The sequence below is a fragment of the Kitasatospora sp. NBC_01266 genome, assembly GCF_036242395.1.
Lineage (GTDB): Bacteria > Actinomycetota > Actinomycetes > Streptomycetales > Streptomycetaceae > Kitasatospora.
The window spans coordinates 8,087,281-8,110,838 of the sequence record NZ_CP108458.1 but is presented as its reverse complement, the minus strand read 5'-3'; the positions used below and the strand labels follow the sequence as shown (position 1 = coordinate 8,110,838).

The following is a 23,558-nucleotide window of genomic DNA, read 5'->3' as shown; positions in this document are numbered from 1 at the left end:
GTTACTCCTCTCCACGGGCGGCTCGCGCCGCCACCATCAACTGGCCCAGTGCCAGGCCCCCGTCGTTCGGGGGGACCCGGCGGTGCCGCAGCACGGTGAAGCCGTCCGCCCGCAGGCCGCGCGCGCAGGCACTCGAGAGCACGGCGTTGGCGAACACCCCGCCGGTCAGCGCCACCGCCGTCAGGCCGTGCCGCTCCCGGGCCGCCGCACAGAGCCGGACCACCAGGTCGGCGACCCCGGCGTGGAACCGCGCGGCGATCAGCCCCGGCGACGCCCCCGACCGCAGATCGGCCAGCACGGCGGCCAGCACCGGCCCCGGGTCGGCCACCAGCGGCGCGTCAGCGGACGCGGTGTCAACTCCCGACGCGCCAACTCCCAACGCGTCCAGTCCGAACGCGTATCCTGCGGCCGGCCCGTGCGCGAGGGCCGCCGCCTCCAGCTCGATCGCCGCCTGCGCCTCGTAGCCGGCCCGCTGGCAGACACCCGCCAGCGCGGCCACGGCGTCGAAGAGCCGGCCCATGCTGGAGGTCGGCACGCAGTTCAGTGACCTGGCCAACTGCTGCTCCAGCAGCGGCAGTTCATCCACCGTACAGGCCCGCACGCAGGGCAGCTCGGGGCTGCGGTCCAGCCCGGCCTCCCACAGATGGGCGATCGCCATCCGGTACGGGCGGGCCACCGCCGCATCGCCGCCCGGCAGCGGCACATAGCCGAGGTGGGCGAAGCGGCGGAACCCGTCGTAGTCGGCCAGCAGCACCTCGCCGCCCCAGACCGCGCCGTCCGTGCCATAGCCGGTGCCGTCGAAGGCGACGCCGATCACCGGCGCCGAGCCGTCCAGCCCGTGCTCGGCCATCGCGGCCGCGACGTGCGCGTGGTGGTGCTGCACCCGGACCACCGGCCTTCCCTGGGCGGCGCGTTCGGCCTGCCGGGCCGAGCGGTAGCCCGGATGCCGGTCGGCGACCAGCAGTTCGGGCAGCACACCGGTGACCGCACCCAGGTGCCCGACGGCGGCCTCGAAGGCCCGCAGGGTGGCCAGGTCGTCCATGTCACCGATGTGCCCGGAGAGGAAGGCGTAGTCGTCGCGGGCCAGCGCGAAGGTGTTCTTCAGGTCCCCGCCGACCGCGAGCACCGGGCGCACCGGCACCGGCAGCGGCACCGGCAGCGGGGCCCAGCCGCGTGAGCGGCGCACCGGCAGCTGCTCACCGTCGACCACCCGCACCACCGAGTCGTCGCACGGCACCCGGATCGGCCGGTCGTGCGTCAACCAGCCGTCCACCAGCGGCGCGAGGCGCTCCAGCGCCTCGGCGTCGTCGGTGATGATCGGCTCGCCCGAGAGGTTGGCGCTGGTCAGCACCAGCAGCCGGGGCCCGGGCGGGTCCCCCGGCAGGCCGAGCAGCAGGTGGTGCGGCGGCGCGTACGGCAGCATGACGCCCAGGTCGGGGCAGCGCGGCGCGACCGCCTCGGCGACGGCGAAACCGCCCGGACGGCGGCGCAGCAACACGATCGGCCGGACCGGACCGGTGAGCAACTCCCTCTCCACCGGGCCGATCCGGACCAGCGGTTCGAGTTCGGCGAGCGAACCGGCCAGCACCGCGAAGGGCTTGTCGCCACGGTTCTTGCGGCGGCGCAGCAGAGCGACCGTCGCGGCGTCGGTGGCGTCGCAGACCAGGTGGTAGCCGCCGATCCCCTTGACCGCCAGGATCGCCCCGGCCCCGATCAACTCCCTTGCCTGCTCGACCGCTTCGTCGCCGCCGAGCGACGGCCGACCGGGCCGGACCAGCGCGAGCCGGGGCCCGCAGGCGTGGCAGGAGACCGGCTGGGCGTGGAACCGGCGGTCCGCCGGGTCGGCGTACTCGCGGGCGCAGTCCGGGCACATCGGGAAGCCGGCCATGGTGGTGGCGGCCCGGTCGTAGGGCAGGCCGGTGACGATGGTGAAGCGCGGGCCGCAGTTGGTGCAGGTGATGAACGGGTGCCGGTAGCGCCGGTCGGCCGGGTCGGCGAGTTCGACCAGGCAGTCGGCGCAGGTCGCGGTGTCCGGCGGGATCAGGGTGCGCACCGGCCCGCCGGCCCGCGAGGGGACGATGGCAAACCCGGCCCCGCCGGTGGCCGCCACCAACTGCTCTTCCACCGCCGCCACCTGGGCCAGCGGCGGCGCGTCGGCGCCGATCCGCCGGCAGAAGTCGGCCAACGCCTCCGGCGGCCCCTCGACCTCGGCGAGTACGCCGTCACCGGTGTTGGTGACGTGTCCGGCCAAGCCGAGTTCGGTGGCCAGGGCGAAGACGAAGGGCCGGAACCCGACCCCTTGCACGATCCCCCGGACCACGACCTGCTTTCGCTGACAGATCGTCAACTCTGTTCCATCAGCTCATGGTTGTGCGCGTGATCGACGCCGTACCGGTGTCCGTGGCCAACCCCGGGGCCGTGGTCGTGCCCGTGGTCATGACCGCGCCCGTGGTCGTGGCCGGTCGGCCGCCCCATCACCGGCTGGTGCACCCGCTCGCCGTCCAGCACCGCCAGCGCCCGGTCCAGCAGCGTGCCCACCCCCTGACCGGTGCGGGCCGAGCTGAGCAGCACCTCGACGCCGGGGTTGACCCGCGCGACATTGGCCCGGAACCCCGCCTCGTCGAAGTCCACGGCCGCCGCCAGGTCCGTCTTGGTGACCACCACCAGGTTGGCCAGGCCGAAGGCGGTGGGGTACTTGAGCGGCTTGTCCTCCCCCTCGGTGACCGAGGCGAGCACCACCCGCAGCGACTCGCCGAGGTCGTAGGAGGCCGGGCAGACCAGGTTGCCGACGTTCTCCACGAAGAGCAGCCGGGTCGGCTCGGGTAGCCAGCCCTCCAGGTGCCCGGCCAGCATCACCGCCTCCAGGTGGCACAGCCCGTCGGTCAGCACCTGCTTGACCGGCACACCCGAACGCGCCAACCGGGTCGCGTCGTTCTCGGTGGCCAGGTCCGCGGTGAGGGCCGCGACCGGCACCCCGCGCTCCCGGGCCCGGCCGAGTTCGAGCTCCAGCAGCGCGGTCTTGCCGCTGCCTGGGCTGGAGAGCAGGTTGACCGCGACCGTGCCCCGGGCGGCCAGCGCCGCCCGCAGCTCACGGGCGCTGTCGTCGTTGCGGGCGAGCACCGCCTGCTGGAGATCAAGCGTGCGACACATCGGCTTCAGCCTTCCTGGTCGGCTCGGGCGAGCGCGGGCTCGACGGCCCAGCGCACGTCCAGGATCTGCAACTCGCGCCCGGCCAGCAGCTCACCGGCCACCCCCGGGCAGTGCGGGCAGCCGAGGTCTGGCGGCATCCCGACCGCCCACTCGCGCGCACACCCCGAGCACCTCGCCCGGGCCGGCACCGGCTCCACAGTGAGCGAGGCGCCCGCCAACACCGTTTCAGCGCAAGCGAGTTCAAAGCAGAACTCGAGTGACTGCGGTACCACACCGGCCAGTTCGCCGACCTGCAGCCGGATCGCCTCGACCGCCGTCGCACCGTGCTCGCGCGCCGCCCGCTCCACCTGCTCCACGACGGCCACCGCAATCGACATCTCGTGCATCGGCCCCTCGGCTTCCCGGAGTGTGAACGGCGTGCTGGACAGCGGGCACCATTACAGGGCACGGTGGCGGCAGCGGCTCGCCGCCGCGCCGCCACCGTGCCCTGGCGTACTCCGTTCGCCGCAGTTCCGGTTGCGGAACCCGGTCACATGCGCATGATCCGCAGGTAGCGCTTCAGATCGGGCAGGCTCTGCCAGACCAACGCGCCGACGCCCGCCAGGAGCGCGCCGCGAAACAGGAACTTCAGCATGGTGTCGCCCTTCTCTCTACCGGTTCCACAGCCGGTCTCTCAGGTTCGTCCAGCAGGCGCCGGATCACCGCGACCGCCTCGTCGACGGCCGCCGCCACGGGTGCGCTCAGCCCGATGCCCTCCTCCAGGCAGGCCGGCTCGCAGCCGACCACCAGCACCCGCGCGGGCGGCGAACCGCCGGTGCCGGCGCTCAGCGTGCCCAGCAGGCCGAGCACCGCGTCCGGCCCCATCCGGTGCCCGTCCAGCACCGCCGCGCCGACCGGCTCCAGCTGCTCGACCGGGCCGTCCGAGGCCTCGATCAGGTAGACCGTGCCCGGACGGCCGCCCCGCGCGGTGGCGTCGACCAGCACCAGCATCCGGTAGCCGTCGAGGAGTTGGTAGGCGAGGTGAACGCCGCGGACGCCGAAGTCGACCACCTCGACATGCCCGGGCAGCGGCTGGGCGCCGAGCCGGCGCACCGTCTCGACACCGAAGCCGTCGTCGCCGAGGAAGATGTTCCCCACCCCGGCGACCAGGATCTGACGCTGCGTCATCCCTCCTCCAGCGGCGTGACCTCGTCCGGCTGGAAGTAGCGGAACCGTCCCTGGGCCCGCCAGAGGTCGGCTCCCGGGTCGGCCTCGACGGTCACCGCCAGGTGCACCGAGCCGTCCACGTCGTGCAGCACCGCCTCCACCAGCGCGGTGTGCCCGGCCAGGAAGAGGTCCTGCGCGTCGGTGCGCCGCCGTCCGGGCTTGAGCAGGACCCGGCTGCCGGCGCCGACCGAGCGGCCGTCGACCAGCACCCGGTCCCGCTCGGGGTCCACCTCCGGGTCGTTGCCCGGGTCCCACCAGGGCTGATCGGCCTGCGCCCCGGTGGGCGCCGTCACCTCGCGCAGCGAACGCACCGCGCCGTGCAACCGTTCGAGCACCTCGGCGGGCAGTGAGTCGGCGAGGTCGATCACCGCACCGGCCCGCTCGTCGGTGCCGCGCGCCTCACGCTTCTCCCGGTCGGTGAGCGCGGCCGTGCGCAGCGCGAGGATCTCGTCGATCTCGGTCGCGTCGTAGAGCGCGCCCGGACTCTCGGGGGCCACCTGCGGGTGGTCCTCCAGGATGATCGGCGAGGAGAGCAGCACCGAGTCGTCGCCGGCCGGGCCGACCAGCACCGGCCAGGTGTGCTCACTGCGGCACTCGGCGACCGCCGGCTTGGCCCACTCCGGCGGGTCGGTGGCGGAGATGAAGACGCCCTGGTCCAGGCCGAGCAGCAGGTGCGCGGAGACCAGCGAGCGGGGCAGCGCCGCCTCCCGCGGGTCGTCCGAATCCGGCTGCCAGGCCGAGGTGTTGGCCACCTCGGCGGTCAACCGCACGGCCCGGTAGGGGCCGGGCAGCTCCTGAGTGCGCAACCGCACCACGCCGTCCAGCTGTTCGCACTGCCGCACCAGCCGTCCGACCGGCTCGCCGCCCTCGAAGAGCTCCTCGCGCTCCTCACGAGCGGCCGAGCGGAACGGGAAGTCGATCCCGGCGGCCGCCAACTTGTCCACCGGTACGGTGAGTTCGATCCGCTCTTCAACCCCCTCGTCCCACGGGACGAGCACCCGGTCGGCCAGTTCCAGCTCGGCGACGGTCTCGAACCGCCCACCGCCCAGCGCCCGCTGCACGGTGCGCCGCTGGGCGCGCAGGAACCGCAGCTGCACCGCCAGCGCGGCACCCCGGCGCGGCTCCATCACGCACTCGGTGCGCTGGTCGGCGTGCTCGGCGCTCTGCTGGCCGTAACCCGGCGGGACCAGCACGCCGAACTGCCAGCGCAGCCGGTTCTTGGCGGCCGAGGCCCGGTACGGGTAGAGCACATAGCCCTCGAAGAGCACCGCGTCGGCGATCTGCCGGGCCGCCGCGAATCGGTCCTCCAACTGGGCCGGGAACACCGTCATCGCACCGCCTCCTCGATCGGGGCCCGCCCCAGCAGCTCGCGGACCGTCGCCTCCCAGGAGGGCAGCGCGTGCCGGGAGCGGTAGGCGAGCAGTTCGTCCATCAGGTCGCCCGGCAGCCGCAGCCAGCCGCAGCCGGGGAAGTGCTGCTCCATCGCGTCCCGCCAGACGGCGGCCGGCATCCGGACCACCGCCTCCTTGTCCCAGGGCACCGGGGTGACCTGGAAGCCGCTGGGGCCGGAGAAGGCGGTGCCGGAGAAGAGCAGCAGCAGGGGCACCTCGCCACCGTCCAGCGCGCGCAGGTAGCGGGTGGCGGCGACCTCCAGGTCATAGGTGCAGGGCACCGCCATCTCCACCTCGGTCGTGCCCTCGAAGCCGGGGACCATCAGCGCGACCTGGGCGAACTGGATCGGGTTGAGCGTGCTGCCCCAGCGCGAGCGCTCGCCGAACAGGTCGGCCAGCCGCTCGCCCTCGGCCTCTCCGTAGGGGCGGCGGGCCGGTTCGATCCGCAGCTGGCAGCGCAGCGCGAGCGCGTGCACCCGGGCGCCGCCGCCGGCCGTGATCCGCAGCCGGAAGACCAGCGTGGGTCCGGCCGCGTACGGGTCGGAGCGCACCCCGGTGCAAGCGAAGGCGAGTTCGGTCACGGCCGCACCTCCACCCGCGGCGCCTTGGCCCGCTCGGCCAGCCGGCCGAAGAAGCCGTCCAGCTCGGCACGGGCCTCGGCGCCGCCGTCGAAGCCGTGCCAGCACAGCCGAAGCCGACCGACCAGCTCGTAGCAGACGTCGATCGGCACCAGGTAGCAGTCGATCCGCCCCGCCGTGCGGCGCAGCAGCAACGCCTCGGTGTCCGGCTCCAGTTCGGTGGCGAGCCGGCTGCCGTCCAGCACCGTCTGCCAGGCCGCCTCGTCGAGTTCGGCTTCGGCCGCTCCCGCCGGGCTCGGATAGAGGGTGACCAGCCGTTCGAGCGCGGTGTCCCGGAACAGGAAGGCGGTGCTGACCGGGATCCGCAGCGCCTGCCAGGCGGCCTCGTCCAACTGGTGTCCGGGGTCGGCCAGATAGCGTCCGGACAGGCCCCGGTACCGCCCGCCGGCCGCGCCCGACTGCTGGAACAGCAGAGCGCAGGCCGGGCAGACGCAGACCAGCGCCCGCTCGTCTCGGTCCGCCAGGTGCCGGTGCTCACGCGGCAGTTGGACGTCGCAGAACTCACAGCGCTCCGGCTGCGGCGGCGCCGGCTCGCGCAGCCGGCGCAGCAGCGCGGTGCCGGGACCGGCGAGCTGACGCACGCTCACCGGACCTCCGCCACGGGTCGGGTGCCGATCTGCAGCAACGTGGGCTGCCGGGCCAGTTCGACCGCCGTCAGCTCGGGGGCGAAGCAGGCCAGCACCTCCTCGATCCGCTGCCCGTCCTGCGCGGAGCCGCAGCCGCAGCCGCCCTGCTCGCCTTCCTGACGCAGCGTCAGTTCACCGCGCTCGGCGTCCAGCCGCTGCACCGCCCAGCCGGGCGCCGCCGCCAGCGCGTGCGCGATCCGGGTCTGCAGGTCCTGCGGGTGCAGGTCGTGCAGCACCAGCAGCCCGGCGACCAGTTCGTCGCCGAGCGCCTCGGCGGGCAGCAGCGTGGCCACCTTGGCCAGACCCGCACCGTAGAAGTCCATCAGGGTGCGGACCAGTTCCTCGGCGGCCTCGCGCTGCCCGGCCTCGTCCAGCCGGTCGAGCACCTGCTGCACCCGCACGCCCAGCTCCTCCGCCGTCATGCGGTGAGCCCGCTCAGGCCGGTGGGCACGTGCATGGTCTGCACGGTCTTTCCGTTGCCGACGTACATGTGCACCCCGCACGGCAGGCAGGGGTCGAAGCTGCGCACAGCGCGCATGATGTCGATGCCCTTGAAGTTCTCCGGGGAGTTCTCCTCGAAGATCGGGGTGTTCTGCACCGCGTCCTCGTAGGGTCCGGGCGTCCCGTAGCTGTCCCGGACGCTGGCGTTCCACGGAGTGGGCGGGTACGGGTGGTAGTTGGCGATCTTGCCGTCCCGGATCACCATGTGGTGCGAGAGCACGCCGCGCACCGCCTCGGTGAAGCCGCAGCCGATGCTCTCGTCCGGCACCTCGAACTTCTCCCAGGTCTGGGTCTTGCCGGCGCGCACCTCGGCGAGCGCCTTCTCCGCGAAGTGCAGTGCGGCAGCGGCCGCGTAGGCCTGGAAGTAGGTGCGGGCCCGGTTGCGCTCGATCGCGTTGCTCCACTGCGGGATCTTCCACTCGAAGGTGGTCTCCGGCTTGGTCATCGACTTCGGCAGGTTGATCACCACGCTGTGCCCGGTGGCCTTGATGTAGCCGATGTCGACCAGCCCGGAGAGCGCGGTGGACCAGAGCCGGGCGATCGGGCCGCCACCGGTGTCCAGCGCCAGGTAGTCCTTGCCGTCGAACCAGCGCGGCGACATCACCCAGCTGTACTTGTCGTCGAAGTTGCGCTTCTGCGGCTGCGGGATGGTGTGCTGGTTCCACGGGTGGCGCGGGTCGACCGGGTTGCCCAGCGGGTCGTGGGTGACGAACAGCTCCTTGCCCTGCCAGTCCTCGTAGTACGAGCTGCCGAGCAGGATCCGGATGCCGAGGTTGATCTCGGTGAGGTCGTTGGTGACCAGCTTGCCGTCGACGATCACGCCCGGGGTGACGAACATCTTGCGGCCCCAGGCCGTCATGTTCCGGTAGGTGAAGTCGCAGTGGTCGGGGTCGTTGAGGCTGCCCCAGCAGCCGAGCAGGATCCGGCGGCGGCCGACCTCCTCGTAACCGGGCAGCGCCTGGTAGAAGAAGTCGAAGAGGTCGTCGTGCAGCGGCACGACCTTCTTCATGAACTCCACGTAGCGCATCAGCCGGGTCAGGTAGTCGGTGAACAGCTGCACGGTGGCCACCGTGCCGACGCCGCCCGGGTAGAGCGTGGAGGGGTGCACGTGGCGACCCTCCATCAGGCAGAACATCTCCCGGGTGTAGCGGCTGACCTGGAGCGCCTCGCGGTAGAACTCGCCCTCGATCGGGTTGAGCGAGCGCATGATGTCGGCGATCGTCTTGTACCCGTGGTCGCCCGCGTGCGGGGCCTCGGTGCGCTCGGCCAGCTCCAGCACCCCGGGGTTGGTCTCGCGGACCATCTTCTCGCAGTAATCGACCCCGACCAGGTTCTCCTGGAAGATGTTGTGGTCGAACATGTACTCGGCGGCCTCACCGAGGTTGATGATCCACTCGCCGAGGTGCGGAGGCTTCACGCCATAGGCCATGTTCTGCGCGTAGACGGAACAGGTGGCGTGGTTGTCACCACAGATGCCGCAGATCCGGCTGGTGATGAAGTGCGCGTCACGCGGGTCCTTGCCGCGCATGAAGACGCTGTAGCCGCGAAAGACCGACGACGTGCTGTAGCACTCGGCGACCTTCTTCTGCTTGAAGTCGATCTTCGTGTGGATGCCCAGGCTGCCCACGATCCGGGTGATCGGGTCCCAGGACATCTCCACCAGGCCGCTGCCGTCGCCGGCCGCCTTCGTCGTCGGTGCCATCGTCTCTGTCGTGCCCTTCTGCTCTGCTCGCGGGGCCGGTGCGCACGATCAGCTCGCGCGGAGCCCTGCTCACGGGATGTGCTCGCGGGGTGGGGGGACGCAGCGGCGGGCCGCACGCGTGGGGCGTGCGGCCCGCCACGGTTCAGCGGGTCACCACGGCGGGCGGTAACCGGTGGTCAGCCGGCCGCCGGAGTGCCGCCACTTGGGCTCCTTGTCCAGCGTCTGCGCGGTGATCGAGCGCAGCCGGCGGATCACCTTGCCGTACGCCGCACTGGCGCCCGACGAGATGTGCGAGCCGGGCGGCGGGTCCATGAACGGCATGAACTTGTCCGGGAAGCCCGGCATGGTGCAGGCGATGCAGATGCCGCCCACGTTGGGGCAGCCGCCGACACCGTTGATCCACCCGCGCTTGGTGACGTTGCACTTGACCACCGGGCCCCAGCAGCCGAGCCGGACCAGGCACTCGGGCCGCCCGTACTCGCTGGCGAACTGGCCCTGCTCGTAGTAGCCACCGCGGTCGCAGCCCTCGTGCACGGTCGCGCCGAACAGCCAGGTGGGACGGAGCTTGTCGTCCAGCGGGATCATCGGCGCGGAGCCGGCCAACTGGTAGAGCAGGTAGGTCAGCGTCTCGGAGAAGTTGTCCGGCTGGATCGGGCAGCCCGGCACGCAGACGATCGGCAGCCCGGCCTTCGACTTCCACTCCCAGCCGAGGTAGTCGGGCACGCCCATCGCACCGGTCGGGTTGCCGGCCATCGCGTGGATGCCGCCGTAGGTGGCGCAGGTGCCGATCGCGACCACGGCCGTGGCCTTGGACGCGAGACGGTCCAACCACTCACTGGTGGTGATGGGCTGACCGGTGGTCGGATCGTCGCCGAAGCCGCACCAGTAGCCCTCCTTCTTGATCGACTCGTTCGGGATCGAGCCCTCGACCACCAGGACGAAGGGCTCGAGTTCACCTCGGTCAGCCTTGAAGAACCACTCGATGAAGTTGTCCGCGCCCTGCACGGGCCCGCACTCGAAGTCGATCAGCGGCCAGTGCACCGCGATCTTCGGCAGCCCCGGGAGCGCGCCGGTGACGATCTCCTCGATGCTCGGCTGCATGGCGGCGGTCAGCGAGACGGAGTCACCGTCGCAGCTGAGACCGGCGTTGATCCAGAGGATGTGTACCAGCGGCTCCTCGCCGCCCTGGGATGCACCGCGACCTTCTTCGGTCGCGGCCGATGCTGTAGCACCCATGAGGATGCCTCCTCAGAAAAGGGATGAGACCGACAAAACGGGCTCAGGCTTCTTCATAGCAGCCCCATGCGCCCCTCGGCCGGACGAAGGGCCGCGACGGTACCCCGAACAGCGGCGCGTCACTGCCGCCGATCGGGCGATCAGGAGCTGCTACCGGCGACCTGGATGTGGGTGTCCATGCCGAGCGCCTTGTGGCTGTCGATCGGGCACCAGAGCTCGTAGCTGCCCGGCTGGAGGGTGACGGTGAGCTTCGCCTGCTGGCCGGGCGGGATCGAGTCGGTCCGGGTGGCGCTCACCCCCGGCCCCGCGATCTCCAGGGCGTGCACGACGGTTCCGGTGTTCTCCGCGACGAAGGTGTACGTACCCGGCGCGAGCTGGGTCTGCGAGGGGGTGATCGAGTACTCCTTCTCAGTGACGGTGACGCTCGTGCCGGTGCTCGCGGAGGCGGCGGCGGAGCCCGTCGCGGAGGTTCCGGCGCTCGGAGCGCCGACCGGGGCACTGGCGGGTGGGGTGGTGGCCGCCGCCTTGGGGGTCGAGCTGCTCGAGCTGCTCGAACAGCCGGTGACGGCGACGACGGCCAGCGCGGCGAGCAGCAGCGCCGGGGCCCGCCGACGCGCGCTCGACCGGGGATGGTGCGGGATCTTCATGGTGTGCTCTCCTCGTTCCTTGCGGACGAGGGTCGCCTGCTCGAACAGCACCGGCGGGACCGACACCCGAGCTCCCGGGGGCCGTCCACCCGCTCGGGCTAGACGGTCCCCGGGGCGCTCGGGCCCAGCAGAACAGGGCTCAGCGGAACAGGGCTCAGCGGAACAGGTCGAGGCGCTCGGCCAGGAAGGCCTCCAGGCCGCGCGGATCCCGTCCGAGCAGGCGGGCGACCGTGTCGGTCGGCCGCTCGGTCCTGGCCACCGCGAGCTGCTGGATCTCCGCCACGTGGTCGACCAGCCAACCGGGCAGCCCGCCCCGCGAGACCAGCTGGGCGCGCAGCTGATCCGGCGCCAGCTCGACGTACCGGTCCGCCGGAGCGACGACGGCTCGTCCGCTCGTCCTGTTGGCGCATGCGTAACCTCCGGATTTATAATTAGGTGCCTAACTATTACGCCGCGGAAAAGCCCCGCAGAACCGCGGGGCACAAGGTCCGACCCGACTACTCCTCGGTCAGCGCGCCGATCCCTCGCACGATCCGGCCCAGCAGCTCGAGGAACTGGCCGCACTCGGCCTCGGTCAGCGCGCCGACCATCGCCTGCAGCCGCTCGAAGTGCTCCGGCGCCATCTCCCGCAGCCGCTCGGCCCCACGCGCCGTCAGCACCACGACGGTGGCCCGCCCGTCCTCCCGGGAGGACCGCCGTGCCACCAGCCCCTCCCGTTCAAGGCCGTCCACCAGGCCGGTCACCGTGGCCCGGGAGACCCCGAGCCCGGCCGCGAGCTGGGACGGCGACTTCTCGCCGCCGTGGTCCTCCAGGTCGGCCAGCAGCCGGTAGCGCCCGGCGGAGAGCCCGAACCGGCCGAAGTGCGCCTCGGCCGCCTGCCCGAGCCGGGCGCCGGCGGCCATCAGCCGCACCGCGACCAGCACCGCCTGCGGATCGGCCGCCAGGCCGTAGCGCTGGATCTGATGCCGGGCCTGATCCAGCGTCGGCTGGGCGGCAGGATCATCGGCATGCTGACTCATGAAAGTAATATGGCGCCTAACCAGTGACTCGGTCAAGCGCCTCTCCGCACGCCGGCGCGAGCGCCGACCAGATCTGCCGGGCCAGCGGTTCCGGTGCCCACGCGCCGTCCACCACCAGGTCGGCGCGGTGCCGGGCGGGCTCGATGTGGCGCTCGTGGGCGGCGCGGCGGTGCTCCAGGTAGTTGCGCAGCAGGACTTCCAGCGGGAACCCCTCGCGCAGCACCTTGCGCTGGATCTTCCGGGCCAGCCGCAGATCGGCCGGCAGGTCGACGAAGACGTCGAACCGGGCGCCGGGTGTGCGCGGGACGACCCGCTCGGCGAAGAGCCCCTCCAGCACGACCACCGCCGCCCCGGCCAGCGCTGCGTCGACCTCCAGCGCCAGACGCTCGGCGTCGATCGAGCGCGGATCGCCGACGTCCAGCCGCCAGGTCCCGCCCTCGTCGCGGGCCCAGACCCCCTGCTCCCGATCGGTGACGTAGTAGTCGTCACCGTGCAGCAGTCGCACGGTGCGCCCGTCGGCAGTGGCGGCCAGCGCGGTGGCCAGGGTGGTCTTTCCGGCGCCGGCCCCGCCGGTCAGTGTCAGCAGCATGGACTCATCGTGTCCGTCCCACCCTGATCCGCCATAGCCCCCCGGGTGGCGGCGCGGATAAGGCAGCATGATCCCCATGTCTGCGACCTCCGTACTGACGCGCGCCGAAGCCGTCGAGCGCCACCGCCTGATCGACGTCCGCACCACCACCATCGACCTCGACCTCACCCGGGGCGCCGAGGTGTTCGGCTCCACCACGGTGATCCGCTTCGCCTGCGCCGAGCCGGGATCGGCGACCTTCGTGGACGTCAAGCCGGCCCGGCTGCTGCGCGTGCTGCTCAACGGCACCGAGTTGGACGTCACGGCGCTGGCGGCGGGCCGGTTCCCGCTGACCGGGCTGGCGGCGGAGAACGAGCTGACCGTCGAGGCGGACATGGCCTACTCGCACACCGGCGAGGGCATGCACCGGTACACCGACCCGGCCGACGGCGAGGAGTACCTCTACACCCAGTCCTTCCTGGACGACGGCCCCCGGGTCTTCGCCTCCTTCGACCAGCCCGACCTCAAGGCGGTCCACACCCTGTCGGTCACCGCCCCGCCGGAGTGGACCGTGGTGAGCAACAGCCTCACCACCTCGGGCGAGGCCGGCCGCTGGACCTTCGCGCCCACCCGACGGATCAGCAGCTACCTGGTCTCCCTGGTGGCCGGCCCGCTCCACTCGCTGCACGCCGAGCACGACGGCATCCCGCTCGGCCTGCACTGCCGCCGCTCGCTGGCCGCCCACCTGGACGCGGAGGCGCCGGAGATCCTCGAGGTCACCCGGCAGGGCTTCGACCACTACCACCGGATCTTCCGCACCCGCTACCCCTTCGACAGCTACGACCAGTGCTTCGTCCCCGAGTTCAACGCCGGCGCGATGGAGAACCCGGGCTGCGTGACGCTGCGCGACGAGTACCTCTTCCGGTCCGCCGTGGCCGACACCGAGCGCGAGGAACGCGCCATGGTGATCGCCCACGAGATGGCGCACATGTGGTTCGGCGACCTGGTCACCATGAAGTGGTGGGACGACCTGTGGCTGAACGAGTCCTTCGCCGAGTACATGGGCTACACCGTCGCCGCCGAGTCCACCCGCTTCTCCAGCGCCTGGACCGGCTTCGGGGCCGCCCGCAAGACCTGGGGCTACGACGCCGACCAGCGCCCCTCCACCCACCCGGTGGCCGCCGAGGGGGTCACCGACACCGCGCAGGCACTGCAGAACTTCGACGGCATCTCCTACGCCAAGGGCGCCTGCGCGCTGCGCCAGTTGGTCGCCTGGCTGGGCGAGGAGCAGTTCCTGGCCGGCGTCAACCAGTACTTCGAGCAGTACGCCTTCGGCAACGCCACGCTGGACGACCTGCTGCGGGCGCTCGCCGCCAGCAGCGGCCGGGACGTGCACGGCTGGGCCGAGCGGTGGCTGCGCACCACCGGCGTGGACACGCTGCGGCTGGACGGCGAGCAGTTGCGGCACGACTCCGCCGACGGCCAGCTGCGACCGCACCTGGTCAGCATCGGGCACTACCGGCGCGGCGCGGACGGCGAGTTGACGCTGGAATCGCGCGAGCCGCTGGAGCTGTCCGCCTCGGGTGACGGGGCGCGGGTCCGCACCGCCGACCTGACCGTGGTGAACGACACCGACCTCGACTACGTCAAGGTCCGCCTGGACGACCGGTCCTGGCGCTGCGTGCGGGAGTCGCTGGGCACCGTCCCCGAGGAGCTGGCCCGGTCCGTGCTCTGGACCTCGGCCCGGGACCAGGCCAGGGACGGCGAGTTGACGCCGAGCCAGTACCTGGAGCTGGTCGCCGACCACCTGCCCGGCGAGACCTCGGTCCACCTGATCCAGGCCGTGCTCACCTTCGCCCACGACTTCGTGGTCGATCGCTACCTGCCGCCCGCCCGCCGCCCGCAGGGACTCGCCGTGCTGGCGGGCGTCTACCGCGCGCTGCTGCACCGCACCGAGGGCCAGGCGCAGGACAGCGGCCTGCGGCTGGTCGCCGTGCGCGGCCTGCTCGCCACCGCAACCACGGGAGAGACCGCCGAGCTGCGCCAGTGGCTGACGGCCGGCACCGTCCCCGGCGGCCCGGTGCTCGACCCCGACCTGCGCTGGCGGCTGCTGCTGCGGCTCAGCGTGCTCGGCGCGCTGGAGGAGCCGGAGATCGCCGCCGAGCTGGCCCGCGACCCGAGCGCCACCAGCGAGGAGGGCGCGGCCCGCTGCCGCGCGGCCCGGCCGCAGCTCGCCGCGAAGGAGGCCGCCTGGCACGCGCTCTTCCACGGCGAGCTCTCCGCCTACCTGGCCGGCGCCACGGCCGAGGGCCTCTGGCAGTCGGAGCAGGCCGAGCTGCTGGGCGACCTGACGCTGCGCTACTTCGACGAGGTGGCCGCCGCCACCGCGGCGCGCGGCCCGGCGATGGCCCGGGTGCTCACCCACCACGGCTTCCCCGTCTTCGCGGCCACCGAGCGGACCGTCCGGGCGGCTGAGGCCTGCCTGGCCCGTGCGGACCTGGTCCCGGCCGCCCGGCGCGGGCTGGTGGACCAGCTCGACACGCTGCGGCGAGCGGCCCGGGCCCGATCGCGGGAGGAGAAGTAGCGGCCGATCAGTTCCGTCGAACCGGGCGGTACCCGGCCGGTTGAGCGTGCGGCGGAAAAATCAGCGGCCGACCCGGGTCGGTGAGTGGCAGGCTCTGCTCCATGCTGCTCCAGACCCCACGGCTCGACCTGCGCCGGTTCCGCCCCGAGGACGCCCCCGCACTGGCCGCCTACCGCTCCGACCCGACCGTCGCGCGGTACCAGGGCTGGACCGCGCCGGTGACGCCGGCCCAGGCCACCGAGCTGGTCCGGGGCTTCGCCGCGGGCGACCCCGGGCAGCCGGGCTGGTTCCAGTACGCGATCGAGCTGCGCGCGGACGGCCGGCTGATCGGCGACCTCGGCGTGTGCCTGCACGAGAACCTGCTCCAGGCCGAGCTGGGGTTCTCGCTGGCTCCCGAGCACCAGGGGCACGGATACGCCGCCGAGGCGGTGCGGGCGGTGCTGCGCGAGCTCTTCGAGCAGCGCGGCCTGCACCGGGTCTCGGCGGAGTGCGATACGCGCAACCGCAGCTCCGCCCGGCTGCTCGAGCGGGTCGGCTTCCTGGTGGAGGGACGACGTCCGGAGTACACCTGGCTCAAGGGCGAGTGGACCGACGACCTGCTGTTCGGCCTGCTCGCCGACCGCTGGGCCCGTACGGCCGGCGGGACCCGACCGTCCTGGTGACCGGACCGACGGGGCCAACGGTGCGGCCAGACGCGAGTTGTGAGTGACCATATGGGTGCTTAACGTACGTTTTGCCCGCCTCTGGCGGGACGATCCGTCGGGCTGCCACCTCCTGCCTGCCCGCCGGCGGCCCCGGCTCACCGCAGACAGGCAGGAGCGCGGAGACCTCGGGTCGCGGCGTGACCACCGGGGCACGGGACCACTCCCGGTCCCGGCCCGGCCCGGACACCCGGCATGCTCCGTGTAGGCGTCATGGAGCTGCCCGTGCTGCCTCTCACTTCCCACCCCGCCCGCACCAGCACGAGCGCCGGTGCCCTGGCTCTCCTGGTCGCCCTGGCCGCCGGCCCCGCGTACGCCGGGACCCGAGCGACCCCCCAGGTCTTCCAGGACCGGCTGACCCCCACCAGCGCCCTGCCCGACTCCCCCGTCACCGCGCAGCTGACGGTCCGTTCGAGCTCCTGCTTCACCGTCAAGACGCTCGGGGTCGGCGTGCGCGACGCCAAGGACAACAACCTCGACTTCCCGGGCAGCCTGAGCAACACCCAGATCTGCCCGAGCGGCCTGACCCTCACCACCGGCGCCCGCAGCTTCCCCGCCGGCACCTACCGCATCTTCGGCTTCTACCAGGACCAGGCCGGCACCTGGCGCAACCTCCCCGAACAGACCCTGACCGTCAGCACCCCCACCCCGGTGGTGACCCGGGACAAGCTCACCCCCACCACCGCCACCGCTGACACACCGGTGACCGGGCAGCTGACCGTCCACTCGAACGTCTGCTTCACCGCCAAGGCGGTCGGCATCGGCGTGCGGAACGAGGCCGGCGACAACCTCGACTTCCCCGGCGGCCTCGGCAGCACCCAGATCTGCCCCAGCGGGCTGACCCTCACCACCGGCGCCCGCAGCTTCCCCGCCGGCACCTACCGCATCTTCGGCTTCTACCAGGACCAGGCCGGCACCTGGCGCAACCTCCCCGAACAGACCCTGGTGGTCAGTGGCACGGCGCCCGTGATCACCTCGCCGATCCCGGGCGCCAGTCTGATCTGGTCGGACGAGTTCAACGCCCCGCTCTCCCCCGCCAAGTGGAACAAGGTCAACAGCAGCGCCTACCGGTTCGGCAACCACAACCCGGATGACGACAAGCTGGACCGGATCGACCCGAACGGCGTCAAGGTGGCGAACGGCGTGGCCACCCTCACCGCGAAGCCGAGCGGCTTCAGCCTGCCGGGCAGCGGTCGCAAGGCCTGGGACACCGGCCTGATCACCACGGAGAACACGGCCGAGAACTTCAAGGTCAAGACCGGCGACTACGCCGAGACCCGGGTCCGGCTGCCCAAGGACCTCGGCGCCTGGCCGGCCCTGTGGACCTGGCGCAACGGCGGCAACGAGATCGACTCCTTCGAGTACCACCCGGACAACCCGAACCTGCTGGAGCTGACCAACCACGTCAAGCCCGCGCAGAAGTACTGGAACAACAAGGACGCGGTGCAGCCGGGCCAGTGGGTGACCATCGGCACCCACTACGGCGCGGACTCGGTGGGCTGGTACGTCAACGGCGTGGACGTCTTCGAGGACCACAAGGGCGTCGGCGCGAACTGGACGGCCTACCTGATCCTCAACCTGTCGATCTGCTCCGGGTCATTCCACCCGGGCCCGGTCGGCACCGCCCCGATCAGCTTCGACTCGGACTACGTACGGGTGTTCCGGTAGCAGTTCGCGCGGTCAGCCGGTGACCTGGATCGCGAACGAGGCCGTGTGGTTCGTCGAGTCCGGGTCATCGGCGCTGCTGACGGCCACCTGACCGGTCAGGGTGCCGGAGGCACTCGGGTCGAGCTGCACCGGCACGCTGGCGGTGGCCGTCTGGTCCGCCTGGAGCCCCGCGCGGAAGGGGCAGCTCACGCTGTGCCCGTCGGGCGTCACGGTGCAGTCCTGCGGAAAGCTCGGCTGCTGGAGCGTGGCGCCGTCGGGCACCGTGACGGTCACGGTGAACTTCCCGGCCACCCCCGGGCCGGTGTTGGCAGCGGTCGCGCGGACCACGGTCTGACCGCCCGCCGGGGTGGGGTCGGGATCCTCCTGCACCACCTCGAGGTGGGCCCGGTCGAACAGCGGCACGGTCGGCGCGGCGCCCAGCAGTGCGCCGGCGGCGCAGCAGGTTCCCACGACCATCACCAGTCTGCGCAGCATTTCGGTCACGCCTCTCACCCACAGCAACACCCGAATGGACACCGCCACGCTAGGACCGGCGAGCTGCGGCCGATCGCCGAAACGCGCACGGCGGCCCCGTTCGGCGCACACCGGCCGTCCGCCGAACGGGCAGCGGGACCGGTCCGGCAGGGCTCCGCCGGGACTACTCGTCCACGCCGCCCGGCGATCGCCTATCGTCGTGCCGCGAGAGGCAGATCCGAGCAAGTGCCGAGAGGGCTGGACGAGATGACGACGACCGGGTTTTCGGGCGTGCCCGACGCCTTCTACCGGGACCTGGGCGGGGGCCGGTTCGAGAGCACCCGGCACACGGCAGGGCCGTGGAGCCCGAAGGCGCAGCACGCCGGGCCGCCGTCCGCGCTGCTGGGCCGGGCGCTGCAGCGGCACCAGCCGCGCGAGGGGTTCCGGATCGCCCGGGTGACGCTGGACATCCCGCGTCCGGTGCCGGTGGACGAGCTGACCGTCGAGGTGCGCACGGTCCGGGCGGGTGCGCGCAGCGAGCTGCTGGAGGGCGAGATCACGGCGCACGGCCAGGTCGTGATGCTGGCCCGGGCCTGGCGGGTGACGGCCAGTCCGGCGGACACGCCCACCCTGCGCCCGGAGCCCACCCCACCGCCGCTGCCCGGACCGCAGCCGCCGCACACGCTGCGCGGCGCCAACCTCGACGGCTACGTCTCCGCGATGGAGTGGCGCTGGCCGGCGGGGTCCGATTTCGACCGGCTCGGGCCCGGGACGGCCTGGGCCCGCCAGCGGGTGCCGCTGGTGGCGTGCGAGGCGGACACACCGCTGACCCGGGCGCTGACGCTGGCCGACAGCAACTGGGCGGTGGCTTTCGAACTCGACCACGTCCGCCAACAGGTGATCAACACCGATGTCACGCTGGCCCTGCACCGCGATCCGGTCGGCGAGTGGCTCTGCCTGAGCGCGGCGACCACGGCCAGCCCGGCGGGCTCGGGCCTGGCCCTGGGGCGGCTGGACGACGAGTTGGGCGACTGCGGCCGGGTGCTGCAGACGCTCTTCGTCGCGGAACGCTGACGATGCGTCGGGAACGGGTGGGGAGTCGGCGCGACTGGGCGCGAGGGCGGGGCCACCGGTGCGGTGGCCCCGCCCTCGTGCGCTGTGGCGGATCGCGTCAGTGCTGGTGGGCGAGCGCCCGCACCAGCTTGGCCACGTCCACCGTGCCGACGCCGGTCGCCTGGTCGTAGCCGGGGCCCGCGGTGTAGCCGCTCGGGCCGGTCGAGCCGGTGGTGACGTCGACGATGCCGGCCGAGTGGCGGCTGTAGAGGCGGTACAGGTCCTGGTCGATCACACCGAGGCGGTGGCCGGCGGCCTGGTCGGCCAGCGCGACGACCCCGGCGAAGAGCGGGGAGGACTCGCTGGTGCCGGCGCCGTCCGCCGTCCAGCCGGTGTTGGCCGGGTCGAAGCTGGAGTACAGCCACAGTGCGCCGTTGGGCGAGCCCGCCATGCTGACGTCCGGGGTGCCCCGGTGGTCGCCGACCACCGAGCTGACCGGGTTCTGGTAGCTCGGGCGGGCGAAGACCTTGGACAGCTCGCCGCCGCTGCCCGACCAGGCGGCGTCGGGCGCGGTCCGGTTGCCCTGGTCGTCGAGGTACAGCTCGGTGCCGCCGACCGCGGTGACCAGCGGGTCGCCGGCCGGCCAGGCGGCGTCCAGCTTGGTCGAGTCGCCACCGCCGTCGCCGGAGCTGGCGGTCAGCGTGACGCCGTGCTTAGCGGCGTTGGTGAAGGCGTAGCGCAGCGTGGTCAGGCTGGTGTAGTCGCCCTGCGCGAACCCGGGGAACATCCCCTCGCTGGTCGCCCAGCTCATCGACACCACGTCCGCCTGGCCGGTGTTGACCAGGTGGTTGATGCCGTTCATCATCTCGGGGACGCCGACCGGGCCCTCGGTCTCCGAGACGCCGGTCTCCAGCAGCACGATCTTCGCGCCGGGCGCCACCGCGTGGGCGGCCTCCACGTCCAAGGTGCTCTCGCTGGCCCAGCCGTCCATGTCGGCGTTCTTCGGGTCGAAGGGCGGGACCTGCCCCCACTGCACCACGTCCACCTTGCTGCTGGGGATGCCCCAGTGCGCCGACCAGGTGTCCAGGTCGTGCTGGATGGTCGGCGAGCCGAACGAGTCGACGATCACGATGGTCCGCCCCTGGCCGGTGATCCCGTGCTGGTAGAGCGGGTTGAGGTCGTAGGCGGTGCGGTACTGGAGCGGCGAGTAGCAGGCGCGGTGCAGCTGGGTGACGCACGCGCTGGTGGACAGCGGCGCACCGAGCACCGGGTCGTCGGCCGGGACGGCGTGCCGCAGCGGGTGCACGGCGGGCCCGGCCGCCGGGGCGAGCCGGACGGACTGCGCGGCGGCGGCCTGGTCGGCGGTGGCGGCGGACTGACTGACCGTCGGCAGCAGGGCGAGCGCGAAGGCCCCTGCGGTGGCGGCCACGAGTCGCAGACGGGCGGACACGGGCACGGCGGTTCCCCTCCCAGATGAGACAGCGGAGCAGTTGAGGTGTTCAGGCCACCGCATCCGCCCCGTGTTGTCAATGACTCGTCAGGGAGCTGTGGGAGAAAGGGGTTCGCCGTTCCGGCCTCAGGCCAGCCGGAGGTCGACGTAGCGGATGCTGTCGCCGGGCAGCAGGTAGCGCTCCACCTCGACGAACCCGTGGCGTTCCGCGAACCGCAGTCCGGCGGTGTTCGACTCCAGGACGACCGTTTCGACAGCGGCGGCGCCGAGCTGTCGCGCGTGGGCCAGTCCGCGCGTGTAGAGCTCCTCGCCGATCCCCTGCCCGCGGTGGGCGGGCAGCACCCGGGCGATGACGGTGGCCGTGGCCTGCTCACCGGTCGCCGTATCCGGTGCGGGCGGCCGGACCGTGGAGCAGCCCACCAGGAGCTCGCCGAGGTACGCCACCTCGAGCCGGTTGCGCCGGCTGCGCTCGCGCACCTCGTCCAGCGTCAGGGGGTCGGTGGGGATGATCAGATTGTGGACGTACTGCCAGTCTTCGAGCCAGGGCTCGCCGTCGACCTGTTCGATGCGGAGCGCGCCGGCCTGCGGGTTCGGGGAGCTGTCGGAGTTGGACACCGCAGCAGGAAGCCGGTTCGGGAGCGGAGGCGTCAACCGGGTTTGCGGGCGTGCGCGTTCCGGTCGCCCGGCGCACCCGTCGCGTGCTCGCTCCGGGGCGTGCGAAGACTCCCTGGTCGGACCTCCCTGGTCGGGCGAGCAGGGCTCGGGGCACAATCGTGCTCATGACGCTTTCGGAGGAACCGCAGATCGGCGCGGCACCAGCGAACGCCGACTCGACCTGGGCCGGCTTCGTGCGCAGCACCGTTGCGCAGATCACCGAGCACGCGCCGGGCAAGGAACTGGTCGGACCGATCGCCTACGCGGTCGACGCCGCCTGGCGGGTGATCGCCTACAACGACGCGTTCGCGGACGCGTTCACCGGGCGGCGAGTGCCCGAGAACATGTTCAAGTGGATGGTCTGGGAGGGGCGCGCCCAGCTGCCCGAGCACGACCGCTACTGGGTGCGCAGGGTCGTACCGCAGTTGGACAGCCTGCTGGAGGAGTTCCCGGACCAGCCGGAGCTGATGGAGCTGGCGCAGTGGACCGAGCGGACCGTGGGCGGCCCGCTGCGGCTGGCCGGACGGACCGGTCCGGACGGCGAGATCCGGCCGCTGATCCACGGCCGCTACGGCTTCGGCTCGCTCTGGATCGGTGCCGCCACTCCGATGAGCTCCTCGGGGCGGGTGGTCTTCGCCCACTTCTACGCCGGCGCGACCCCGGACGAGGTGCGCGCGCTGCTGCAGTCCCCTGAGCCCCGGCGGGGAGCGGCTTGAGAGCGGCTCGACCCGGGCAGTCGCGGCGCGGTCAGTGACGGTGGCTGCCCAGGAAGAAGAGCAGCATGACGAAGAACGCGAAGAAGTGCGTCCCGGCGATGTAGATACCGGCCCGGACCAGTGCCGCCCTGCGCTTGCTGTTCTCGTCCCGGATGGTCTCGTTCAACGGGCTCGTCCCGTCCGTCGGGCCCGTCCCGTCGGCCGGAGCCGTCCCGGTCGGCACAGTCATCCCGTTCGCCGGATCGGTCGTCACCGGACTCGCTCCTTCGGCTGGCCGACCCCCGCGCGCAGCTGCACCAGCAGCTGCTCCTGGTCGGCGATCATCTCGGTCAGGATCCGCCGCGCCGCTCGCAGCAGGTCGGCCACGTCGGGAGTGCTCAGCGCGTAGACCACGGTGTTGCCCTCGCGGGTGGCGGTCACCAGGTTGCTCCGGCGCAGCACGCTGAGCTGCTGGGAGAGGCTGGACGGCTCGATCTCGATCGCGGCGAGCAGCTCGCGCACCGGGCGCGGCCCGTCCTGGAGCAGCTCGAGGACCCGGATCCTGGCCGGGTGGCCGAGGGTGCGGAAGAACTCCGCCTTGGCCTGGTAGAGCGGAACCGGCATGCCCGTCCTCCTCCCGTCCTGTGTCGCGTCGGGCGCCAGCTTCTCCGAACTTGAAGAATTCTTCAAGTCACCCCCAGGCGGAAGCCGACCTGACGGCGCCCGCACGCGCCACTCGCCCGGACTTTCGAACCGCCCGCGAACTGCGATAAACTCCTGGAGATTGGTCTAGACCACTACATACACGCATTCGGACGGTTGGTCAAGATGGAGATTGTGATCGTTCCCGACGCCGCCGCGGGCGGTGAGCTGATCGCCACGGCGATCGCGGAGCTGCTCACCGGCAAGCCCGACGCGCTGGTCGGCGTGGCCACCGGGTCGACGCCGCTGCCGATCTACCAGGCCCTGGCCACTCGGGTGCAGGGCGGAACGCTGGACGTGTCACGCGCCCGGATCTGCCAGCTCGACGAATACGTCGGCCTGCCCAAGGGGCACCCCGAGTCCTACCGCTCGGTCGTGCTGCGAGAGGTGCTCGAGCCCCTGGGCATCACGGAGGACGCCTTCCTGGGCCCCGACGGCTCCGCCGAGGACATCGCGGCCGCCGCCACGGCCTACGACCAGCAGCTCGCCGCGGCCGGCGGCGTGGACCTGCAGCTGCTCGGGATCGGCACCGACGGGCACATCGGCTTCAACGAGCCGTGCTCCTCGCTGGCCTCGCGGACCCGGATCAAGACGCTCACCGAGCAGACCCGGGTCGACAACGCCCGCTTCTTCGACAGCCTCGACGAGGTCCCGCACCACGTGATCACCCAGGGCATCGGCACCATCCTGGAGGCCCGCCACCTGGTGCTGCTGGCCACCGGCGAGGCCAAGGCCGAGGCCGTCGCGCAGGCCGTCGAAGGCCCGCTCTCCGCGCTGGTCCCCGCCTCCGCGCTGCAGCTGCACCCGCACGCCACCGTGGTGGTGGACGAGGCGGCGGCCACCCGGCTCAAGCTGGCCGACTACTTCCGCGCCACCTACGCGGCCAAGCCGGCCTGGCAGTCGATCTGAGCGAC

At 72.3% G+C, this 23,558-nt stretch carries 26 protein-coding genes; 6 read left to right on the top strand and 20 right to left on the bottom strand.

What is annotated here, in order from left to right:
* Window position 1 precedes the first annotated feature (1 nt).
* The 15 genes from hypF to OG403_RS34700 all read right to left on the bottom strand — a co-directional run bounded on the left by hypF (window position 2) and on the right by OG403_RS34700 (window position 12,705).
* Window positions 2-2,341, bottom strand: coding sequence for a carbamoyltransferase HypF (gene hypF / locus OG403_RS34765; RefSeq protein ID WP_329572713.1), 2,340 nt, complete (start codon window positions 2,339-2,341; stop codon window positions 2-4).
* 2 nt (window positions 2,342-2,343) lie between these two features.
* Entirely contained in the window at window positions 2,344-3,150 is an 807-nt protein-coding gene (gene hypB, locus OG403_RS34760) for a hydrogenase nickel incorporation protein HypB (RefSeq protein WP_329571540.1), read from the bottom strand.
* Window positions 3,151-3,155: 5 nt separating this feature from the next.
* Complete coding sequence (hypA, locus tag OG403_RS34755; protein WP_329571538.1) at window positions 3,156-3,536, bottom strand: hydrogenase maturation nickel metallochaperone HypA; 381 nt, start codon at window positions 3,534-3,536, stop codon at window positions 3,156-3,158.
* A gap of 143 nt (window positions 3,537-3,679) precedes the next feature.
* Window positions 3,680-3,784, bottom strand: a complete 105-nt coding sequence (locus tag OG403_RS36820) for a DUF6893 family small protein (RefSeq protein WP_442911031.1) — start codon at window positions 3,782-3,784, stop codon at window positions 3,680-3,682.
* Complete coding sequence (locus OG403_RS34750; protein ID WP_329571536.1) at window positions 3,778-4,317, bottom strand: hydrogenase maturation protease; 540 nt, start codon at window positions 4,315-4,317, stop codon at window positions 3,778-3,780. The genes OG403_RS36820 and OG403_RS34750 overlap by 7 nt, the downstream gene beginning before the upstream one ends.
* Window positions 4,314-5,687: a hypothetical protein gene (locus tag OG403_RS34745; protein WP_329571535.1), complete on the bottom strand. Its 1,374-nt coding sequence runs from the start codon at window positions 5,685-5,687 to the stop codon at window positions 4,314-4,316. Before OG403_RS34745 ends, OG403_RS34750 begins: the two co-directional genes overlap by 4 nt.
* Entirely contained in the window at window positions 5,684-6,328 is a 645-nt protein-coding gene (locus tag OG403_RS34740) for a DUF6084 family protein (protein WP_329571533.1), read from the bottom strand. The genes OG403_RS34745 and OG403_RS34740 overlap by 4 nt, the downstream gene beginning before the upstream one ends.
* Window positions 6,325-6,972, bottom strand: coding sequence for a DUF5947 family protein (locus OG403_RS34735; RefSeq protein ID WP_442911030.1), 648 nt, complete (start codon window positions 6,970-6,972; stop codon window positions 6,325-6,327). The genes OG403_RS34740 and OG403_RS34735 overlap by 4 nt, the downstream gene beginning before the upstream one ends.
* Window positions 6,969-7,433, bottom strand: coding sequence for a hypothetical protein (locus tag OG403_RS34730; protein WP_329571531.1), 465 nt, complete (start codon window positions 7,431-7,433; stop codon window positions 6,969-6,971). The genes OG403_RS34735 and OG403_RS34730 overlap by 4 nt, the downstream gene beginning before the upstream one ends.
* Entirely contained in the window at window positions 7,430-9,214 is a 1,785-nt protein-coding gene (locus tag OG403_RS34725; protein ID WP_329571529.1) for a nickel-dependent hydrogenase large subunit, read from the bottom strand. Before OG403_RS34725 ends, OG403_RS34730 begins: the two co-directional genes overlap by 4 nt.
* 150 nt (window positions 9,215-9,364) lie before the next feature.
* A complete protein-coding gene (locus OG403_RS34720) occupies window positions 9,365-10,450 on the bottom strand; it encodes a hydrogenase expression protein HypE (protein ID WP_329571526.1) in 1,086 nt (361 codons plus the stop codon).
* Window positions 10,451-10,590: 140 nt separating this feature from the next.
* A complete protein-coding gene (locus OG403_RS34715; RefSeq protein WP_329571523.1) occupies window positions 10,591-11,163 on the bottom strand; it encodes a cupredoxin domain-containing protein in 573 nt (190 codons plus the stop codon).
* A gap of 88 nt (window positions 11,164-11,251) precedes the next feature.
* The gene (locus OG403_RS34710; RefSeq protein ID WP_329571521.1) at window positions 11,252-11,380 is read right to left on the bottom strand and encodes a hypothetical protein; all 129 of its coding nucleotides are present in this window, start codon (window positions 11,378-11,380) and stop codon (window positions 11,252-11,254) included.
* A gap of 214 nt (window positions 11,381-11,594) precedes the next feature.
* A complete protein-coding gene (locus tag OG403_RS34705) occupies window positions 11,595-12,116 on the bottom strand; it encodes a MarR family winged helix-turn-helix transcriptional regulator (protein WP_329571520.1) in 522 nt (173 codons plus the stop codon).
* A 16-nt stretch (window positions 12,117-12,132) separates the two neighbouring features.
* Window positions 12,133-12,705, bottom strand: coding sequence for a hypothetical protein (locus OG403_RS34700; RefSeq protein ID WP_329571518.1), 573 nt, complete (start codon window positions 12,703-12,705; stop codon window positions 12,133-12,135).
* A gap of 76 nt (window positions 12,706-12,781) precedes the next feature.
* Between OG403_RS34700 and pepN the strand changes: the two genes are divergently transcribed.
* From pepN to OG403_RS34685, 3 genes are all read left to right on the top strand, one after another.
* Window positions 12,782-15,268: an aminopeptidase N gene (gene pepN, locus OG403_RS34695; RefSeq protein WP_329571516.1), complete on the top strand. Its 2,487-nt coding sequence runs from the start codon at window positions 12,782-12,784 to the stop codon at window positions 15,266-15,268.
* A gap of 101 nt (window positions 15,269-15,369) precedes the next feature.
* Entirely contained in the window at window positions 15,370-15,930 is a 561-nt protein-coding gene (locus OG403_RS34690; RefSeq protein WP_329571514.1) for a GNAT family N-acetyltransferase, read from the top strand.
* A gap of 264 nt (window positions 15,931-16,194) precedes the next feature.
* Window positions 16,195-17,637, top strand: coding sequence for a glycoside hydrolase family 16 protein (locus OG403_RS34685; RefSeq protein ID WP_329571512.1), 1,443 nt, complete (start codon window positions 16,195-16,197; stop codon window positions 17,635-17,637).
* A 12-nt stretch (window positions 17,638-17,649) separates the two neighbouring features.
* On the opposite strand, the gene OG403_RS34680 is transcribed toward OG403_RS34685, so the two are convergent.
* Window positions 17,650-18,111 carry a hypothetical protein gene (locus tag OG403_RS34680; RefSeq protein ID WP_329572709.1) on the bottom strand — a complete coding sequence of 154 codons (462 nt, stop codon included), beginning with the start codon at window positions 18,109-18,111 and terminating at the stop codon, window positions 17,650-17,652.
* A gap of 246 nt (window positions 18,112-18,357) precedes the next feature.
* Between OG403_RS34680 and OG403_RS34675 the strand changes: the two genes are divergently transcribed.
* On the top strand, window positions 18,358-19,164 hold the full coding sequence (locus OG403_RS34675) for a thioesterase family protein (protein ID WP_329571510.1): 807 nt from the start codon (window positions 18,358-18,360) through the stop codon (window positions 19,162-19,164).
* Between the two features lie 97 nt (window positions 19,165-19,261).
* Here OG403_RS34675 and OG403_RS34670 read toward each other — a convergent pair whose 3' ends face one another.
* Window positions 19,262-20,593, bottom strand: coding sequence for a S53 family peptidase (locus OG403_RS34670; protein WP_329571508.1), 1,332 nt, complete (start codon window positions 20,591-20,593; stop codon window positions 19,262-19,264).
* Between the two features lie 126 nt (window positions 20,594-20,719).
* A complete protein-coding gene (locus tag OG403_RS34665) occupies window positions 20,720-21,208 on the bottom strand; it encodes a GNAT family N-acetyltransferase (protein ID WP_329571507.1) in 489 nt (162 codons plus the stop codon).
* 164 nt (window positions 21,209-21,372) lie between these two features.
* On the opposite strand from OG403_RS34665, the gene OG403_RS34660 reads away from it, so the two are divergent.
* Window positions 21,373-21,963 carry a hypothetical protein gene (locus OG403_RS34660; protein WP_329571505.1) on the top strand — a complete coding sequence of 197 codons (591 nt, stop codon included), beginning with the start codon at window positions 21,373-21,375 and terminating at the stop codon, window positions 21,961-21,963.
* Window positions 21,964-21,994: 31 nt separating this feature from the next.
* Here OG403_RS34660 and OG403_RS34655 read toward each other — a convergent pair whose 3' ends face one another.
* Together OG403_RS34655 and OG403_RS34650 are read right to left on the bottom strand one after the other, a co-directional pair.
* Window positions 21,995-22,216 (bottom strand): DUF6126 family protein, encoded by a 222-nt coding sequence (locus OG403_RS34655; RefSeq protein ID WP_329571503.1) that lies wholly within the window; start codon window positions 22,214-22,216, stop codon window positions 21,995-21,997.
* On the bottom strand, window positions 22,213-22,566 hold the full coding sequence (locus tag OG403_RS34650; protein ID WP_329571501.1) for an ArsR/SmtB family transcription factor: 354 nt from the start codon (window positions 22,564-22,566) through the stop codon (window positions 22,213-22,215). Before OG403_RS34650 ends, OG403_RS34655 begins: the two co-directional genes overlap by 4 nt.
* A 204-nt stretch (window positions 22,567-22,770) precedes the next feature.
* Between OG403_RS34650 and nagB the strand changes: the two genes are divergently transcribed.
* Window positions 22,771-23,553: a glucosamine-6-phosphate deaminase gene (nagB, locus tag OG403_RS34645; protein WP_329571499.1), complete on the top strand. Its 783-nt coding sequence runs from the start codon at window positions 22,771-22,773 to the stop codon at window positions 23,551-23,553.
* The last annotated feature ends 5 nt before the right edge of the window (window positions 23,554-23,558 follow it).

What these genes read in the sequence shown, in the direction of transcription:
- hypA (WP_329571538.1), bottom strand. Translation starts at nt 3,536, where the DNA reads ATGCACGAGATGTCGATTGCGGTGGCCGTCGTGGAGCAGGTGGAGCGG.
- OG403_RS34750 (WP_329571536.1), bottom strand. Translation starts at nt 4,317, where the DNA reads ATGACGCAGCGTCAGATCCTGGTCGCCGGGGTGGGGAACATCTTCCTC.
- OG403_RS34745 (WP_329571535.1), bottom strand. Translation starts at nt 5,687, where the DNA reads ATGACGGTGTTCCCGGCCCAGTTGGAGGACCGATTCGCGGCGGCCCGG.
- OG403_RS36820 (WP_442911031.1), bottom strand. Translation starts at nt 3,784, where the DNA reads ATGCTGAAGTTCCTGTTTCGCGGCGCGCTCCTGGCGGGCGTCGGCGCG.
- OG403_RS34700 (WP_329571518.1), bottom strand. Translation starts at nt 12,705, where the DNA reads ATGCTGCTGACACTGACCGGCGGGGCCGGCGCCGGAAAGACCACCCTG.
- nagB (WP_329571499.1), top strand. Translation starts at nt 22,771, where the DNA reads ATGGAGATTGTGATCGTTCCCGACGCCGCCGCGGGCGGTGAGCTGATC.
- OG403_RS34660 (WP_329571505.1), top strand. Translation starts at nt 21,373, where the DNA reads ATGACGCTTTCGGAGGAACCGCAGATCGGCGCGGCACCAGCGAACGCC.
- OG403_RS34720 (WP_329571526.1), bottom strand. Translation starts at nt 10,450, where the DNA reads ATGGGTGCTACAGCATCGGCCGCGACCGAAGAAGGTCGCGGTGCATCC.
- hypB (WP_329571540.1), bottom strand. Translation starts at nt 3,150, where the DNA reads ATGTGTCGCACGCTTGATCTCCAGCAGGCGGTGCTCGCCCGCAACGAC.
- OG403_RS34680 (WP_329572709.1), bottom strand. Translation starts at nt 18,111, where the DNA reads ATGCTGCGCAGACTGGTGATGGTCGTGGGAACCTGCTGCGCCGCCGGC.
- pepN (WP_329571516.1), top strand. Translation starts at nt 12,782, where the DNA reads ATGTCTGCGACCTCCGTACTGACGCGCGCCGAAGCCGTCGAGCGCCAC.
- OG403_RS34725 (WP_329571529.1), bottom strand. Translation starts at nt 9,214, where the DNA reads ATGGCACCGACGACGAAGGCGGCCGGCGACGGCAGCGGCCTGGTGGAG.
- OG403_RS34705 (WP_329571520.1), bottom strand. Translation starts at nt 12,116, where the DNA reads ATGAGTCAGCATGCCGATGATCCTGCCGCCCAGCCGACGCTGGATCAG.
- OG403_RS34730 (WP_329571531.1), bottom strand. Translation starts at nt 7,433, where the DNA reads ATGACGGCGGAGGAGCTGGGCGTGCGGGTGCAGCAGGTGCTCGACCGG.
- OG403_RS34675 (WP_329571510.1), top strand. Translation starts at nt 18,358, where the DNA reads ATGACGACGACCGGGTTTTCGGGCGTGCCCGACGCCTTCTACCGGGAC.
- OG403_RS34650 (WP_329571501.1), bottom strand. Translation starts at nt 22,566, where the DNA reads ATGCCGGTTCCGCTCTACCAGGCCAAGGCGGAGTTCTTCCGCACCCTC.
- OG403_RS34690 (WP_329571514.1), top strand. Translation starts at nt 15,370, where the DNA reads ATGCTGCTCCAGACCCCACGGCTCGACCTGCGCCGGTTCCGCCCCGAG.